General features: G+C 57.8%; 17 protein-coding genes and 1 riboswitch. Of the genes, 14 read left to right on the forward strand and 3 right to left on the reverse strand.

All coding sequences use genetic code 11. The annotated features are described in order from the left end of the window. Positions 1-81: 81 nt before the first annotated feature. Positions 82-675: a bifunctional nicotinamidase/pyrazinamidase gene (pncA, locus tag Z946_RS0109220; protein ID WP_025055449.1), complete on the forward strand. Its 594-nt coding sequence runs from the start codon at positions 82-84 to the stop codon at positions 673-675. 10 nt (positions 676-685) lie between these two features. Here the strand turns inward: pncA and Z946_RS21085 are convergent, their stop codons facing one another. Continuing rightward, positions 686-1,336 (reverse strand): NYN domain-containing protein, encoded by a 651-nt coding sequence (locus Z946_RS21085; RefSeq protein ID WP_025055450.1) that lies wholly within the window; start codon positions 1,334-1,336, stop codon positions 686-688. 117 nt (positions 1,337-1,453) lie between these two features. Between Z946_RS21085 and pncB the strand changes: the two genes are divergently transcribed. After that, positions 1,454-2,746 carry a nicotinate phosphoribosyltransferase gene (gene pncB, locus Z946_RS0109230; protein ID WP_025055451.1) on the forward strand — a complete coding sequence of 431 codons (1,293 nt, stop codon included), beginning with the start codon at positions 1,454-1,456 and terminating at the stop codon, positions 2,744-2,746. On the opposite strand, the gene Z946_RS0109235 is transcribed toward pncB, so the two are convergent. Then, on the reverse strand, positions 2,719-3,636 hold the full coding sequence (locus Z946_RS0109235; RefSeq protein ID WP_025055452.1) for a DMT family transporter: 918 nt from the start codon (positions 3,634-3,636) through the stop codon (positions 2,719-2,721). The two genes, pncB and Z946_RS0109235, sit on opposite strands and share 28 nt — an antisense overlap. Positions 3,637-3,780: 144 nt before the next feature. Next, a riboswitch (cobalamin riboswitch) is annotated at positions 3,781-3,995 on the forward strand. Positions 3,996-4,028: 33 nt separating this feature from the next. Between Z946_RS0109235 and Z946_RS21385 the strand changes: the two genes are divergently transcribed. From Z946_RS21385 to cobJ, 10 genes are all read left to right on the forward strand, one after another. After that, positions 4,029-4,193 carry a CbtB domain-containing protein gene (locus Z946_RS21385; RefSeq protein WP_081780807.1) on the forward strand — a complete coding sequence of 55 codons (165 nt, stop codon included), beginning with the start codon at positions 4,029-4,031 and terminating at the stop codon, positions 4,191-4,193. A gap of 182 nt (positions 4,194-4,375) precedes the next feature. Further along, entirely contained in the window at positions 4,376-5,074 is a 699-nt protein-coding gene (locus tag Z946_RS0109245) for a CbtA family protein (RefSeq protein ID WP_025055453.1), read from the forward strand. Positions 5,075-5,084: 10 nt separating this feature from the next. Then, the gene (locus Z946_RS0109250) at positions 5,085-5,591 is read left to right on the forward strand and encodes a hypothetical protein (RefSeq protein ID WP_025055454.1); all 507 of its coding nucleotides are present in this window, start codon (positions 5,085-5,087) and stop codon (positions 5,589-5,591) included. Positions 5,592-5,616: 25 nt separating this feature from the next. After that, positions 5,617-5,991 (forward strand): DUF1636 family protein, encoded by a 375-nt coding sequence (locus Z946_RS0109255; protein WP_025055455.1) that lies wholly within the window; start codon positions 5,617-5,619, stop codon positions 5,989-5,991. Continuing rightward, positions 5,988-7,022: a cobalamin biosynthesis protein CobW gene (cobW, locus tag Z946_RS0109260; protein WP_025055456.1), complete on the forward strand. Its 1,035-nt coding sequence runs from the start codon at positions 5,988-5,990 to the stop codon at positions 7,020-7,022. Before Z946_RS0109255 ends, cobW begins: the two co-directional genes overlap by 4 nt. A 4-nt stretch (positions 7,023-7,026) precedes the next feature. Continuing rightward, on the forward strand, positions 7,027-10,281 hold the full coding sequence (gene cobN, locus Z946_RS0109265) for a cobaltochelatase subunit CobN (RefSeq protein WP_025055457.1): 3,255 nt from the start codon (positions 7,027-7,029) through the stop codon (positions 10,279-10,281). After that, complete coding sequence (gene cobG / locus Z946_RS0109270; RefSeq protein ID WP_025055458.1) at positions 10,278-11,405, forward strand: precorrin-3B synthase; 1,128 nt, start codon at positions 10,278-10,280, stop codon at positions 11,403-11,405. Before cobN ends, cobG begins: the two co-directional genes overlap by 4 nt. Continuing rightward, the gene (locus tag Z946_RS0109275; protein WP_025055459.1) at positions 11,406-12,035 is read left to right on the forward strand and encodes a precorrin-8X methylmutase; all 630 of its coding nucleotides are present in this window, start codon (positions 11,406-11,408) and stop codon (positions 12,033-12,035) included. Between the two features lie 2 nt (positions 12,036-12,037). Next, the gene (gene cobI / locus Z946_RS0109280; RefSeq protein ID WP_025055460.1) at positions 12,038-12,769 is read left to right on the forward strand and encodes a precorrin-2 C(20)-methyltransferase; all 732 of its coding nucleotides are present in this window, start codon (positions 12,038-12,040) and stop codon (positions 12,767-12,769) included. Further along, positions 12,766-13,500 carry a precorrin-3B C(17)-methyltransferase gene (gene cobJ, locus Z946_RS0109285; protein ID WP_025055461.1) on the forward strand — a complete coding sequence of 245 codons (735 nt, stop codon included), beginning with the start codon at positions 12,766-12,768 and terminating at the stop codon, positions 13,498-13,500. Before cobI ends, cobJ begins: the two co-directional genes overlap by 4 nt. On the opposite strand, the gene Z946_RS0109290 is transcribed toward cobJ, so the two are convergent. After that, a complete protein-coding gene (locus tag Z946_RS0109290) occupies positions 13,476-14,222 on the reverse strand; it encodes a cobalt-precorrin-6A reductase (protein ID WP_025057534.1) in 747 nt (248 codons plus the stop codon). The two genes, cobJ and Z946_RS0109290, sit on opposite strands and share 25 nt — an antisense overlap. On the opposite strand from Z946_RS0109290, the gene Z946_RS0109295 reads away from it, so the two are divergent. Together Z946_RS0109295 and Z946_RS0109300 are read left to right on the forward strand one after the other, a co-directional pair. Next, positions 14,221-15,402, forward strand: a complete 1,182-nt coding sequence (locus tag Z946_RS0109295; RefSeq protein ID WP_025055462.1) for a bifunctional cobalt-precorrin-7 (C(5))-methyltransferase/cobalt-precorrin-6B (C(15))-methyltransferase — start codon at positions 14,221-14,223, stop codon at positions 15,400-15,402. The two genes, Z946_RS0109290 and Z946_RS0109295, sit on opposite strands and share 2 nt — an antisense overlap. After that, positions 15,399-15,767 (forward strand): cobalamin biosynthesis protein, encoded by a 369-nt coding sequence (locus Z946_RS0109300; protein WP_025055463.1) that lies wholly within the window; start codon positions 15,399-15,401, stop codon positions 15,765-15,767. Before Z946_RS0109295 ends, Z946_RS0109300 begins: the two co-directional genes overlap by 4 nt. The last annotated feature ends 10 nt before the right edge of the window (positions 15,768-15,777 follow it).

The following is a 15,777-nucleotide window of genomic DNA, read 5'->3' on the forward strand; positions in this document are numbered from 1 at the left end:
TGAAATAGGCCTCAAGGGGGCTATTTTGCAAGGGGGCGCTGGGTTAAAACCAAGCTTAACCTATTCTTGGAAGGAAATCTCATGCACGCGCTTATTGTCATCGACGTTCAGAACGATTTTTGTCCGGGCGGCGCGCTGGCTGTGTCAGGAGGAGACGAGATCGTCGCTGGCATCAATACACTGATGTCGGAGTTCGAGGCTGTTATCCTCACGCAAGACTGGCATCCCTCCGGACATTCCTCTTTTGCGTCTTCTCACACTGGTTGCCAGCCGATGGAACTGATCGAGATGCCTTACGGACCGCAGGTTCTGTGGCCCGACCACTGCATTCAAGGTAGCGACGGGGCGGCGTTTCATCCGGCACTGAATCAGGACCGTGCCGATTTGATCATTCGAAAGGGCTATAATCCGGCCATCGACAGCTATTCCGCATTCTTCGAAAACGACCATCAGACGCCAACAGGACTTGAAGGATATCTGCGGACGCGCGGTATTGACCGGGTGACCATGGTTGGCCTCGCACTGGATTTTTGCGTTCACTATTCGGCTGTTGATGCTGCAAAACTGGGGTTCGATGTCGTAGTGAAGCAGGATTTGTGTCGCGCAATTGATGTGAATGGCTCACTCGCAGCCGCAAAGGATGCGATGAAAAGCGCGGGCGTTTCCTTCGGCTGAAGGCGGAACATCAAAGACCCTCAAGGATAGGTTTGCCACGGACAAATAAACCTTTGATCAGCTTGATGCCTTTTGCCTGCTGCGCGCGATCCCCGAACCGGTCGTTCGATACAATCGGCAGGCCCTCTTCCTTGGCAAATTTGAGGATAAATGCGTCCGCTTCGGTTTGTGCCGGGCACACCATGACCCTGTCCCTTGTCAGACCAAGCGCCTTGGCAAATCCCTTTTCATTCAGGCTTTTGTCGCCAAGGTGATGCCGCGAGGACGCGTCCAGAAACACAATCGGAATCGTATTTCTGCTTAGAAAGAAATCCACGACCGACTTTAGCGTGTTCAGATCGGCTTCCCCGTCCCAATACATCACATTGGTCCCGTCGATCACCACTTCGCGCCCTTTGCCACCTGACTTGTTTCCCGGCTTTACCGCTTTGACACGGCGCTCTGGCAAAAAACTTACCGCGCCAAGTGCGAAAATCACGACGATCGCGAAGCCTGCCCAATGGAACGGGGTGATGACGTCCAGCGAGAACTGCTGCGCGAAAAAGATGGCCAGCACAGCCGTCAACGCGATTGTGACCCACAGATAAACTCTTAGACACCAGACAAAGCCGACGAAGGCCAATATCAGAACAATAGGTGTCAGAATGTCGGTTGGAGTCATGGGGCAATTCATCCTCGATTAGTGCGGCATTCTGCTGATTTGAAGGAAGCTGCAAATCGCCCTTGCCCCTCCCGTGCCAGTTTTGCGAAAAAGGGCCCAATTACAAGGGAACACCTCATGGTCGATATTGCCACCCGCGTCTGGAACCACAAGTGGAAGATCGACCCGATTGTACGGTCGCTTATTGATACTGATTTTTATAAGCTTCTGATGTGTCAGTCTATTTTTCGCAACAAGCCGGACACCCAGGTCACATTCTCGCTGATTAACCGGTCCAAGCATGTGCCATTGGCAAAGCTGATCGATGAAGGCGAGTTGCGCGAGCAGCTCGATCACGTGCGCTCCCTTTCGCTGAGCCGCGGCGAAAGTACATGGCTGCGGGGCAACACATTCTACGGGAAGCGCCAGATGTTCCGGTCCGATTTTATGGAATGGTTCGAAGGTTTGCGGCTGCCTCCCTATCATCTTGAGCGCAAAGGCGATCAGTACGAGCTGACCTTTGAGGGGAAATGGCACGAGGTCATGCTTTGGGAAATTCCGGCGCTCGCCATCTTGATGGAATTGCGCGGTCGTTCCGTTCTGGACCAGATGGGCAAGTTCGAGCTTCAGGTACTTTATGCCCGCGCCATGACACGTGTCTGGGAAAAGATCGAAGCGATGCGTGGCATTCCTGATCTGTCGATTGCCGACTTCGGTACACGGCGGCGCCATTCCTATCTTTGGCAGGACTGGTGCGTACAAGCCATGAGTGAAGGGTTGGGGCCTGCCTTTACCGGCACCTCAAACTGCAAGATCGCCATGAGCCGCGAAGTGGAGGCTATCGGCACCAACGCGCACGAACTCCCTATGGTCTATGCAGCACTCGCCGAAGATGACGCCGCGCTTGCGCGTGCGCCCTATGACGTTTTGCAGGATTGGCATGACGAACATGAAGGCAATCTGCGGATCATTCTGCCGGATACCTACGGCACCAAAGGCTTTCTTGAAAACGCACCGGACTGGCTCGCTGGCTGGACAGGTATCCGCGTTGACAGCGGTGATCCCGCGACAGCTGCGCAGATTGCGATAGACTGGTGGAAGTCACGCGGCGAAGACCCGGCGCAGAAGCGCGTCATTTTCAGTGACGGTCTTGATGTGGACAAAATCAAGACCCTGCATGCCCAGTTTGCAGGCAAGGTGAACGTCTCTTTCGGTTGGGGCACACTGCTTACCAACGACTTCCGCAACCTTGTTCCCGATGACGCGCTCGCGCCGTTCTCGCTTGTGTGCAAAGCGGTTTCCGCGAACGGCGCACCTACCGTCAAACTGTCAGACAACCCGAACAAGGCGATGGGCCCCAAATCCGAAATCGACCGCTACAAGCGTGTTTTCGGCGTCGGCGCTCAGGTGGCGGAGGAAGTGGTGGTCTGAGCCTGCCTCAGCTGCCGTTCCCTCCAAATGATGATCAAACCGCCGGCCACAATCAGCAGTGCGCCTGGGAAAAGTTCTGCCCAAGGAGCTTCGCCGTAAAACAGCCAGCCTAAAAAGAAGGCGATGGGAATACCGAAGTAGCTGAACGGGGCCAGATCGCTTTGGTCGGCTGTGCGGTAGGCCGTGATTAGCAGCAGGACAGCGGTCCCGCCAAAGGCACCCATGCCAGCGATCCAGATCAGATCGCTCGTTTTCTGTAGCGTGGTAAAGCCTCCCAAGAGCGGCACCAGCAAAAATGCCGCGACCGCCGCTACTGTTGAAGAATAAAGATTTATCAGCGCGGTCGGGACTGCATCGTCCATCATTCGCGCCGTCACACCAACAAGCGCATAGCAAAAGGCGGCAAAAAGCGGGAGCAGCGCCGCATTAGAGAAAGTGTCGCGTCCCGGCCCGACGATAAGAATCACTCCTATAAAACCGATAATCACTGCGCCCCATCGCATCAGGCCCACTTTCTCTCCCAGCAGGGGCACCGCGAGCGCGACCAGAAAAAGCGCATTGGCATAGGTGATGGTCGAAGCCGTGGCGAAAGTCAGTAACCCCAGCGACATATAAAACGACAGTTGTGCACCCGTCAGGATCACGCCGCGCAACAGAGCCAGCCGCCATTGCCGCAACCGGAGAATCCGCCCCTTGTGATGCCATTCGGCGGAGCCCCAAAGAACCAACCCGGCGGGGATCAAACCGAAAATATTCCTGTAAGCAGAGAGTTCTGCGGCGCTATAGGCCACCGACAGTCGCTTGATAAGCAAACCCATAGCGTCGAACAGAACGATTGCGGTCAGCAAATAGAGGATCGCCAGAGAAGTCTTGCTAAGTGATCTGCGCATCGTCCGCCAATTCTGTTGGGATTCGCGCAATTCGCACGGTCTCTGCGGCCATACTTAGAGCACGCGAGCCGATTTGCGCCAGCCACTGTGCGTTTTGTGCTTCTTTAGCGTCGCAAATCAAACTTGCTAATGTTCGGGTAAAATGCGAAGCCTTAGAAGCTTGGTGTCCCGATGCATGAACGGTGTTTATGCGGGACCTAACAGGGAATTCAGTCAAGGCGTCCGCGCCCCAAGCTGAAGCCGCCCCCGCGACTGTAAGCGGTGAGCCCGACCCGATATGCCACTTGTCGCAAGATAGGGAAGGCGGGAAAAGGCCACGACCCGCGAGCCAGGAGACCTGCCAGGCAAACGGAACATAAAGGTCGTCGGGTGTGACGGCAAGGAGAGACGATATGACAACAGTTACACAGGCACAGAGCCGCATCCGCATCCTGCCCGCGTTCTTCGCGCTTGCACTGGGTTTCGGCGTGATTGCTCTGACCGGACATGTTCAGGCTGCTGCACTGCACGACGCGGCACATGACGTACGCCACGCAACAGGATTTCCCTGCCACTGACGCAGGGGCCGGCGTGACGGGCGGGTTGTTCTGATCCGGACCTTGATCACCTCGTTTTCTGGTCAGGCGATACCTGCCACCGATCCGCAAGAAAGCCGTCGCCGCAACCATTCCGGTTGCGCGCTTTTTGGTTTTTGACAGGTCGGATTGCGCGTGTAACCTCAATCTAAGGAGTTCATGGAATGTACTCTCGTTTTCTTGTTTCCGCGCTCTTTGCAGGAGCGACCGCAGGCCTGATTGCAGGCATTCTTCAATTGATCTTTGTCCAACCCGTATTGTTGCACGCCGAACTCTACGAGAGCGGACAGCTTGTTCACTTCGGCGCAGAGGCTGTGACAGCTCATCCCGATTTGCCCGGTTTCGATGTGATGCGTGACGGGCTGAGCCTCATTTTCACCATGCTCACCTATACTGGTTACGCTTTGATCATGATCGCCTTGATGGGCATTGCCGAAGACCGCGGTGCGGTTATTGACGGGCGCACCGGATTGATCTGGGGTGTTGCCGGCTTCGTCGTATTTCACCTTGCACCGGGCGTATCACTTGCGCCCGAAGTACCAGGCGTGGCCGCCGCTGATGTTACAGCGCGTCAAATCTGGTGGTTCGCCACAGTGGGTGCCGCGGCAGTGGCTCTCTGGTTGGTGGCATTTGGCACCACGTGGATGGTGTGGGGGGTGGCGGCGGTCCTGCTCGCAGCACCGCATCTGATCGGCGCACCAGAGCCTGACGTTCTTGTCGGGCCGGTCCCTACCGAAATCGGGGCGCTTTTCGCGGCGCGAGCCTTTGGTGTGGGTCTGGCGGCATGGGTCCTGCTCGGCTCCTTCGCAGGCTATTTTTGGCAACGTGAAGGGGTGGCCGACACCTCGACCGCATCCGCTTAGGAGTATCCTGATGAGCCGTAGTCTCGCATTGTTTGTCATCGGGCTGACCTTCGGAGGCGGCATCGGTTTCGCGATTGCCGCCGCAAGCGGTGCCCAGTTCGAAGGGCATGATCATAACGATCCGGCACATCACGGTGCCACGGCGGACCACTCGATGATGGATCATTCCGCCCATGCGGCCCATGACATACCTATCGACGTGTCACCCGATGCGGCACCGGAGGTATCAATCACGGTGATGCCAGATCCGATGTCGGGTTATAATCTGCATGTGATGACCAGCAATTTTGCGTTTTCGCCCCAGAATGCCAGCCGCGATCATGTGGCGGGTGAAGGGCATGCGCATGTCTACATCGACGGCCAGAAGCTAGGCCGCCTTTACGGCGACTGGCTTCATATTGCTGCGCTGCCCAAGGGTGAGGTTGAGGTCAGTGTCAGCCTGAATGCAAATGACCACAGTCCTTTGGCTGTTGCCGGTGTTCCTATCGCGGCCAGCCAGACCGTGATTGTCGAGTGAATACTATTTTGTTGAGGGTATCCCAATGACAGCGACGCTGTATGTCTGCACCACATGCCGCGCAGGCGAGATCATCGAAGAAGACATGCCGCGTCCCGGTGCGCTTTTGCACGATGCACTAACGCAGGCGGGTGCGCCCGAAGGCGTCGCTATCGTCGGAACAGAGTGCCTGTCGGCCTGCTCGCAAGGCGCAACCGTCGCTTTGGCCGAGCCGGGTAAATGGACGTACGTCTATGGCCGGATGTCGGCGGAAAACGCAGATGACATCCTTGCTGGCGCCGCGGCTTATGCGGCAACCGCCGATGGTCTTGTGCCGTGGCGCGAACGGCCTGTAATCTTTCGCAAGCAAAGCCTTGCACGCATCCCCCCTTTGAACATGCCCTTGGAGGCTAAGACATGAACGATCTTTCCAAAATTCCGGTGACAGTCATCACTGGCTTTCTCGGCTCGGGGAAAACCACGTTGATCCGTCATTTGATGCAAAATGCGGGCGGTCGCCGTCTTGCTGTGCTGGTAAATGAATTCGGAACTGTCGGTGTCGATGGTGATATCCTCAAATCTTGTGCGATCCCCGATTGCCCCGAAGAAAACATTGTCGAGCTTGCAAATGGCTGCATCTGCTGCACCGTGGCCGACGACTTCATCCCGACAATCGAAGCGCTCATGGCCCTGCCAACTCGGCCAGATCATATTCTGATCGAAACATCCGGCCTTGCCTTGCCCAAGCCTCTGCTCAAAGCGTTCGATTGGCCTGCGATCCGTTCGAAAATCACAGTCGACGGGGTGATCGCCTTGGCCGATGCCGAAGCCGTCGCAGCAGGTCGTTTTGCAGCCGACGAACATGCAGTTGACGCACAGCGCAAAGCCGATGACAGCATCGACCATGAAACACCGCTTTCCGAAGTGTTTGAGGACCAGATTTCATGCGCTGATATCATTCTGATGTCGAAAGCGGACCTCGCAGGTGAAAGCGGACTTTCATCCGCTCGCAAGGTGATTGAAGCCGAAAGCCCCCGTGCCATCCCGATCCTGTCGATGAGTGAAGGGGTGATCGATCCCAATGTGGTGCTTGGCCTCAATGCCAAAGCCGAGGATGATCTGGCCGCCCGCCCGTCCCATCATGACGGCCATGACGATCACGAGCATGATGATTTTGAAACAATCGTTGTTCCGATGCCAGAAATTGATGACGTTGACGCACTAGTTGCCGCTATCGAAAAACTGGCCAACGAACAGCATATCCTGCGGGTCAAAGGCTACGTTGCCGTCAGCGGAAAACCGATGCGCCTTTTGGTTCAGGCGGTAGGGGCCCGCGTGCGTCAGCAATTTGACCGTCCTTGGGGGGCAGATGCCCGTCAGGGGCATCTCGTTGTGATTGCAGAACATGACCATATCGATACCGCTGCCATCCGCGCTGTGTTGGGTGCGTGATTAAATGCATGTCGTCTTCCGCGAAAGCCACGGGCTAGAAGATAGCGAAACACCATTTGATCCGGGCCAGACGCCTGCTGATCTGGTGGTGCTTTCCTTTTCTGACAGCGACCTGGGTGCCTTCGCGGCTGGCTGGCATCGGGGTGGCGGAGCCGAGGGCAAGTTGCCGACACTCAGGCTGTGCAACCTTACGGCTTTGCGGCATCCTGCTTCGGTCGACAACTATGTGGAGCAGACCCTGACGGGTGCCAAGGGTATTTTGATCCGGTTGATCGGTGGCGAAAACTATTGGCCCTACGGCATCATGCAGGTTCAGGATTTCGCCCGCCGTAACGATATCGCCCTCGCAGTGCTGCCTGCGGATGGACGTGAAGATCCGGCTCTTGACCAACATTCGACTTTGCCGGTCTCGACCCTGCGCCGTCTGTCCCACTTGTGTGATGCGGGCGGCGCTGTTGCCGCGCAGGCGGCGCTGGCGCAGCTATCCCTTGCTGCAGGCTTCTACGCAGGACCGGTTACAGGAACCAAAACCGTGCCGACCTGCGGATATTACGATCCGGATCATGGCATCGTCACGAAGTGTCCCCGCAGCAAAATGGGGGATGCACCTTTCATCGTCGTGACCTTCTATCGCAGCTATCTGACAGCTGCTGACACAGCGCCTGTGGATGCGGTTATCCAAGCGTTGCGGTCACGTGGTTTTTCGGCTGTAGGGCTGTTTGTGCCATCGTTGAAAAACCCTGAAGGGCGCACGTTTTTGGACAAGGCCCTCAAAGATCACCCGCCTTGCGCAATTGTTAATGCTACCGCGTTTTCCGGCCGCGGGGCAGATGGTGGCTCTCCCCTTGATGCACCGGGCTGCCCTGTTTTTCAGGTCGCACTTTCCACTGCGCGGAAAAAGGAATGGGCCACATCAGAGCGTGGCTTGTCACCTGCCGATCTGGCCATGCATGTGGTCCTGCCAGAGGTCGACGGGCGCATATTTTCAGGTGTGGTCAGCTTTAAAGCACCGGAGAAGAAAGACCCCCACCTTGAGTTTTCACGCTTCTCGCATCGCGCAAATGCAGAGCGTATCGAAGCTGTTGTCGACCGGATCGCAGGCTGGCACCACCTTGCGACAACGCAGTCTATAGACCGCAAGTTGGCGTTGGTTCTCTCGACCTATCCGGGGCGGGATGACCAGATTGCCCATGCGGTCGGTCTTGATGCGCTTGCCTCGACCGAGGACATGCTGATGACCCTGGCGAACGCGGGTTATGCCGTGACGCCACAGATCGGTTTCGGGAAAAGCCTGCCGCACACAACAATAGAATGGCCCCTTAGCGAATACACCAAAGCGCTGCACCAATTACCAAAGCAGCTGCGCGATGATCTGCAGACGGCTTGGGGTGATCCAGCGCTGGACCCGCTTGTTCACGATGCGGCATTCCAGTTTCCCGCCCAGCATTGCGGCAATGCGCTTGTCGCCCTGCAGCCAGAGCGTGGTGCAATCGACCAGCGCGATAGCGATTACCATGATCTCGCCCGTGTGCCGCGCCATTCTTATGTGGCTTTCTATCTTTGGCTGCGCGCGCAGGGCATGCATGCGCTTGTCCATATTGGTGCGCACGGTACGCTCGAATGGTTGCCCGGTAAGTCTGTTGCGCTCTCGAATGACTGCTGGCCAGAAGCGCTGACGGCCCATCTGCCGGTGATTTATCCATTTATTGTCAATGATCCGGGCGAAGCGGCGCAAGCCAAACGCCGGATTGGTGCTGTGACGCTGGGCCACCTGCCGCCTCCGATGAAAGATAGCGCAACGCCTGATGGCTTGCTGCAGCTTGAGCGTCTGCTGGATGAATATTCCACCGCCGACGGGCTAGACCCCGCAAGACGCGACCGTTTGATCGGCACAATCAGGTCCGAAGCGCAGGCCGCCGGCGTCGAAGCTGATCTGGGGCTCAACGAAGACAGCTGTATGGCCGAGGCAGTCACGGCAATTGACCGCTTTGTCTGTGACATCAAGGAATCGCAATATGGCGACGGATTGCACACATTCGGCCTAGGCGATGGAGAGACGGACGGCCTTTTGAAGGCGCTGGACGGAAAATTTGTCACCCCCGGTCCCTCCGGCTCTCCCTATCGGGGCCGTTCTGATGTGTTGCCCACCGGTCGAAACCTGTTTGCTGTTGATCCACGCTCGGTTCCGACCCGTGCCGCCCATGCGCAGGGTGTTAAGCTTGCCGAAGAACTGATCCGCCGCCATTTGCAGGATGAGGGTGATTATCCCAAGGGACTGGTGGTCGATCTGTGGGGCAGTGCCACCATGCGCACAGCGGGAGAAGAGATCGCGATGGCCATGCATCTGGCAGGGCTTGCACCGAAATGGGACACAGGTTCAGAGCGCGTCAGCGGATTCGAGGTTCTGCCGCTGGCCCTGATCAATCGTCCACGCATTGATGTCACCTTGCGTATCTCCGGCTTGTTCCGCGATATCTTTCCTGGTCTGTCGCAGCTTTTCGAAGGGGGGGCCTTGGCCTTGGCCGAGCGGGAAGAAGCGCTGGACATGAACCCCTATAGAACCAAAACGCCACGTGTCTTTGGCCCCAAACCGGGTCTTTACGGGATGAACATGGAAGCAGCGATGCTCGATTATTCAAAAGAGGGACGTGGTGCCGCAGGGGAGGCATGGCTCAAGGCTTCCGAATGGAGCTTGGACGCCAAAGGAGACGCGCACCAGAACCGTGCTGCGTTAGAGCAACGTCTGCAAACTACTGATGCCTTTGCCCATATTCAGGACCTTACCGAGAGCGATGTTTTGTTGGCTTCCGATTACGCAAGCCACGAGGGCGGCTTTGCTGCGGCAATGGCGCATCTGGGGGCGGCAAAGCCCAACATGTACCACGTTGATACGACCAAAGTCGGGACACCGCGTGCGCGTACCATGGCCGAAGAAATCGCGCGTGTGGTGCGGGCCCGTGCCGCCAATCCCGAATGGGCCAGCGGCATGATGCGTCATGCCTTTCGTGGTGCGGCCGAGATTGCAGCGACCCTCGACAATCTCGCGGCTTTCGCGCATTTGACACGCGAGGTGCCGGCCCACCTTTTTGACCTATACTATGACGCAACCCTAGGCCGGGATGATCTGGTGGAGTTTATGGACCGCGAAAACCCTGCAGCGCTGCAAGCGATGCGCGACCGTTTTGCCGCGCTGCGTGACGCAGGTCTTTGGGTAACGCGGCGCAATTCAATCAGTGCAACCATGGATGCAGCCGAATGACCACGCCCGAGATCAAGGGGTTTTGCCCCGGTGCGCTGCGTCCCATGCAGTCGGGGGACGGCATCGTGGTGCGCATCAGACCGTTCAACGGTCGTTTGCGCCGCGCCCAGGCTGATGGGATCGCGACGCTTGCCGCCGCACATGGCAACGGCATGATCGACCTGTCGAGCCGTGGTAACATCCAGATCAGGGGTGTTACCGAAGAAAGCTACGCTGGCCTGATTGAAGGCTTGCGGCGCATGTCGCTGCTTGATGCCACACCTGAGATTGAAAGCCGCCGCAATATTCTGGTGACGCCTTTCTGGCAAACAGGTGACGAGACAGAAGCGCTTGCCGCTGCGTTGACAGACGAAATGGTTGCCGAAGGCGCGCCGCAGGTGCCGCACAAGTTCGGCTTTGCGGTTGACACTGGCAAACTACCAGTCTTGCAAACGGCCTCCGCTGATATCCGGCTGGAACGTGATGCAGGCGGCGGGTTGATCCTTGTGCCGGATGGCAGCACCTCTGGCAAACCCGTCACGTCCGAAACTGTGATCGCTCAAGCGCTTGATCTTGCCAAATGGTTTCTCAAAAACCGCGACAGCTATAGTCGTATGAACCAGGTAATCGCAGATGGTGCGACCTTACCGCCCGGATACTTCGTGCCACGTCAGGCTCAGACGTATGTCCCTGCGCCGGGCTACACCCCGCTTGGTGCGATCGTCGGGCTGGCATTTGGCCAACTGCCCGTAGAAACCCTTGCAGGCCTTGCCAAACAAGGCGGGTTGCGCATGACCCCGTGGCGCATGATCCTTGTGGAAAGCGCAAGAAACCTGCCGGATGTCGATGGCGTAATTACTGACCCCGCCGATCCGTTGTTGCGGGTCGTCGCCTGCACCGGTGCGCCTGCGTGTTCTCAGGGTCTGGCCGAAACCCGCAGCGTAGCGTCAGAAATTGCCCCTCATCTGGGTGTGGATCAAATGCTGCATGTGTCTGGCTGCGCAAAAGGATGCGCGCATCCCAAGCCCGCACCTCTGACAGTGACCGCCACTGCGCATGGGTATGATCTGATCCGAAATGGCCGTGCCAGCGATCCTGCTGATCAAACCGGTCTCACCCTTCAAGACATTATCAAGGCGCTTTGAATGCCCCACAGTTACATCACCGATGGCGCCGAGATTTATCGCCAGTCCTTTGCCACGATCCGTGCTGAGGCGGCCCTTGGTCGTTTTACGCCCGAAGAAGAGATCGTTGCCGTTCGTATGATCCATGCGGCTGGCATGGTAGGGTTAGAAGAGTTCATTCATTTCTCGCCCGATATGGCGATCAAGGCCCGTGCAGCGCTGGAAGACGGCGCGCCGATTCTCTGCGACGCCTACATGGTCAGCGAGGGGATCACGCGCAAACGCCTGCCGCGAGAGAACGAGGTTATCTGCACATTGCGCGACCCCCGCGTGCCGGACATGGCCAAGGAAATGGCGAATACGCGTTCCGCCGCGGCGCTTGAATTGTGGCGTCCGCATCTGGCCGGTGCAGTGGTCGCTATCGGTAACGCACCCACGGCCTTGTTTCATTTGATAAACATGCTTGAAGATGGTGACTGCCCGCGTCCCGCAGCGATCATCGGCTGTCCCGTGGGTTTCATCGGTGCGGCTGAATCGAAGGATGCATTGATGGCCGATCTTCCTGTCCCGTCGATGATTGTGAAAGGGCGTCTTGGCGGCTCGGCCATCACGGTTGCTGCCATCAACGCGCTGGCCAGCAGGGTAGAATAACCATGGGCAAAATCATCTGCGCAGGCCTTGGCCCCGGCGATCCCGACCTGATGAGCGTGAAGTCCGACCGCATCATTCGCGGTGCGAAACACCTCGCGTTTTTCCGCAAGAAGGGCCGCGCCGGTCAGGCACGCACAATTGTAAAAGACATGTTGCGCGAAGACGTAATCGAATACCCGATGGAATATCCCGTCACAACCGAACTGCGCTTTGACAGCGAAGAATACCGACAGCTGATGGTCGATTTCTATGCTGACTGGGCAGACAAGCTCGAAACACTGGCGCGGGATCATGATGTCGTGGTGCTCTGTGAAGGCGATCCGTTCTTCTATGGCTCTTTCATGCACCTGCATACCCGTTTGCAGGGTCGCGCAGAGGTTGAAGTGTTGCCCGCGATCCCCGGTATGGTCGGTTGCTGGAATGCGCTGGATACACCCTACACATGGGGCGACGATGTAATGACCGTGCTGATGGGGACATTGCCCGAAGCCGATCTGGTGCATCACATGAAAGCAGCAGATGCATTGGTAGTGATGAAGACGGGCCGCAATTTGCCTACAGTCAAACGGGCACTGTCAGCCGCAGGGCGGCTTGAGGATGCTTGGCTGGTGGAAAAAGGCACGATGCCCGGCCAGCGTGTTGCGAAACTTGCCGACATTGATGAAAACGACTGCCCCTATTTCGCGATTGTTTTGGTGCATGGTCAGGGGCGCCGCCCCGAGGCACCGGAATGACAGGCTGGGTCGCCATTGCGGGTCTGGGGCCGGGGAATGATGCTCTGGTCACACCCGAAGTGACAAACGCCGTGGCACAGGCGACCGATATTATCGGCTATATTCCCTATGTTGCCCGCATCGCTCCGCGTGAGGGGCTGACCCTTCATGCAACCGACAACCGTGTCGAGCTGGATCGCGCGTTACACGCGTTGGAGCTTGCCTCGCAAGGTGCGCGGGTTGTCGTTGTCTCCTCGGGCGATCCGGGAGTCTTTGCCATGGCCTCGGCCGTATTTGAGGCTGTAGAGGCGCATCCCGAGCATACTGATTGCGACATCCGCGTGTTGCCCGGCATTACCGCCATGCTCGCCGCAGCGGCTGCGGCAGGTGCCCCTCTGGGGCATGATTTCTGCGCTATCAATCTTAGCGATAATCTGAAACCGTGGGACGTGATCGAGCACCGTTTGCGGATGGCCGCGCGGGGCGACTTTGCCATGGCGTTCTATAATCCCCGCTCCAAATCGCGCCCTCACGGGTTTGAAAAAACGCTCGATGTGCTGCGGGAAGAGTGCGAGCCGGAGCGCCTGATCACCTTCGCCCGCGCCGTGAGCAAAGCGGATCAAACGCTAAATACCGTCACCTTGGCCGAGGCCACGCCCGAAATGGCGGATATGCAGACGGTCGTCATCCTGGGCAACAGCGCAACAAAACGCATCGGGCGGTACGTCTATACGCCTCGCTCCGCCTCGTGACCAAGCCAACTCATCACGTCACGAATACTGGCCAGACTTCTGCCCGGTACATCGGGTCTATTTGCCATGATGACAGGCAAACCCAGAGCACGTGCAGCCTCCAACTTGGCCTGTGCACCAGTTCCACCACTGTTTTTCGCGACGACATGCGTGATGCCGTGCGCCTTCAGCAATTCCGTGTCCCCCTGTTGATCGAAAGGTCCGCGCGCAACGACGATGGTTTTATCGGGCAGCGCGATAGGCGCGGCAGGGTGATCGACCAGACGCAAAAGATAATGATGCTGCGGTTTGGAAGCGAAGAGACCAATCTGCTGTTTCCCGATCGCCAGAAAAACCTGCGTGGGCATATCTGGCAGCAGGGCGGGTATGTCTTCGACCGCTGTGGCCATCGTCCAGTTGTCAGCGATACCGGCCACCCAAGCGGGGCGCTCAAAACGGATGAGTGGCAGATTGACAGACTGACAAGCGGCAAAGGCATTGCGGGTCATTCCGGCGGCGAAGGGATGTGTGGCGTCGATTACATGGGTGATCCGCTCTGTGATCAAAAACCGGACCAGCCCATCGATGCCGCCAAAACCGCCGATCCGGGTCGGCAATGGCTGGGCGACCGGCGTGTTGGTGCGCCCCGCATAGGAAAACACCGCATCTATGCCTGCGGCGGCAATAGTGTCAGCCAGCCTGCTTGCCTCGGTCGTGCCGCCCAACAAAAGGATGCGCATAATGAGTGATCCTTGGCTGACAATTGTCGGGATGCCGGACGATAGCGCGGCAAACCTGCCGCCCGCAAGTCGTGATGCTATCGACCACGCCGAGGTGATCATCGGAGGACCGCGTCATCTGGACCTTGTAGGAGCAGGGGCGCGTGGCGTGGCGTGGCCAGTGCCCTTTTCTGTTGATCCGGTGCTCGCAGCAAAGGGGCAGCGCGTGGTGATGCTGGCCTCTGGTGATCCGTTCTGGTTCGGGGCGGGCGGCAGTATCGCTGCACATCTTGATCCGAGCGAATGGCGGGTTATGCCATCGCCTTCAACTTTTTCACTGGTCTCGGCCCAATTGGGCTGGCGTCTTGAGGACGTCAGCTGTCATGGCTTGCACGCAGCGCCCTTTGCACGTTTGCGGTCTGTGTTGTCACCCGAAGGCCGTATGATCTGTCTGCTGCGTGACGCTGATGCTCCCGGGGCGCTTGCTGAATGGCTGGTTACCCAAGGTGCTGCTGATACCACGCTTTGGCTGTGTGAACGGATGGGTGGTCCGAATCAACGGGTGCGCAGTTGCCGCGCTGGCAGTTTTGATCTGGCCGATATAGAAGCGCCCGTTGCCGCCGCGATCTTGCTGCCACCTGATGTTGGATTATCCGCGGCTTCCGGCCTGCCGGACGATGCCTTCATACATGACGGACAGATCACCAAGAAACCCGTTCGTGCGCTGACACTCTCTGCTCTTGGACCGCGCAAAGGAGAACACCTTTGGGATATCGGCGCGGGGTCGGGCTCCATCTCGATTGAATGGTGCCTCAAGGGCGGGACGGCCACCGCGTTTGAAGTCAAGCCGGAGCGGGTTCAGAATATTCAGGCAAATATTGATGCCTTCGGGCTGTCGCATGTGATGCATGTGGTCGAAGGACCTTCGCTTCAAACAATAGCGGACGGCCGCGCACCTGATGCCGTCTTTATTGGCGGTGGCGGTTCTGCGGCTTTGTTTGAAAAGCTTTTTGGCCTTCTGCCTTCCGGTACGCGACTGGTTGCAAACGGCGTCACGCTTGAGACTGAAACACTGCTTGCCCGACTGCATTCCGAAAAGGGGGGTGAGCTGTTGCGGATTGAACTCGCATCGGCACTCCCCTTGGGCAGCATGCGAGGCTGGCAACCAGCGCGTCCCGTTGTGCAGTGGAGCGTGATCCTGTGAGGGTGATGGGCGTCGGATTCCGCGCAGCTGCCGATCTGGCAAGCCTGCAAGATGCAATGCGTCGAGCGCTGGAAAGTGCCGGAGGCGGATCGGTAGATGCGCTGGTGACAGAAGCGGCCAAGTCGCGCGAAAAAGTGTTCCGCGAACTGGCTCAGCTCTTGGGGCTGGCCGGCCTCGGCGTGACACAGGCCGATCTGGCGCAGATGATAACGCCAACACAATCAGAGCGTATTCAAGATAAGTTTGGAACCGGTTCACTGGCCGAAGCTGCCGCATTGGTGGCGGCTGGTCCCGATGCGCGTTTGGTTGCGCCGCGTGTCGTATCGGGTGATGGTAAAGCGACAGCGGCCATTGCGATCAGCTAAAGGAAACCTC

Origin of the sequence: Sulfitobacter noctilucicola (genome assembly GCF_000622385.1) — a bacterium.
GTDB classification, from domain to species: domain Bacteria; phylum Pseudomonadota; class Alphaproteobacteria; order Rhodobacterales; family Rhodobacteraceae; genus Sulfitobacter; species Sulfitobacter noctilucicola.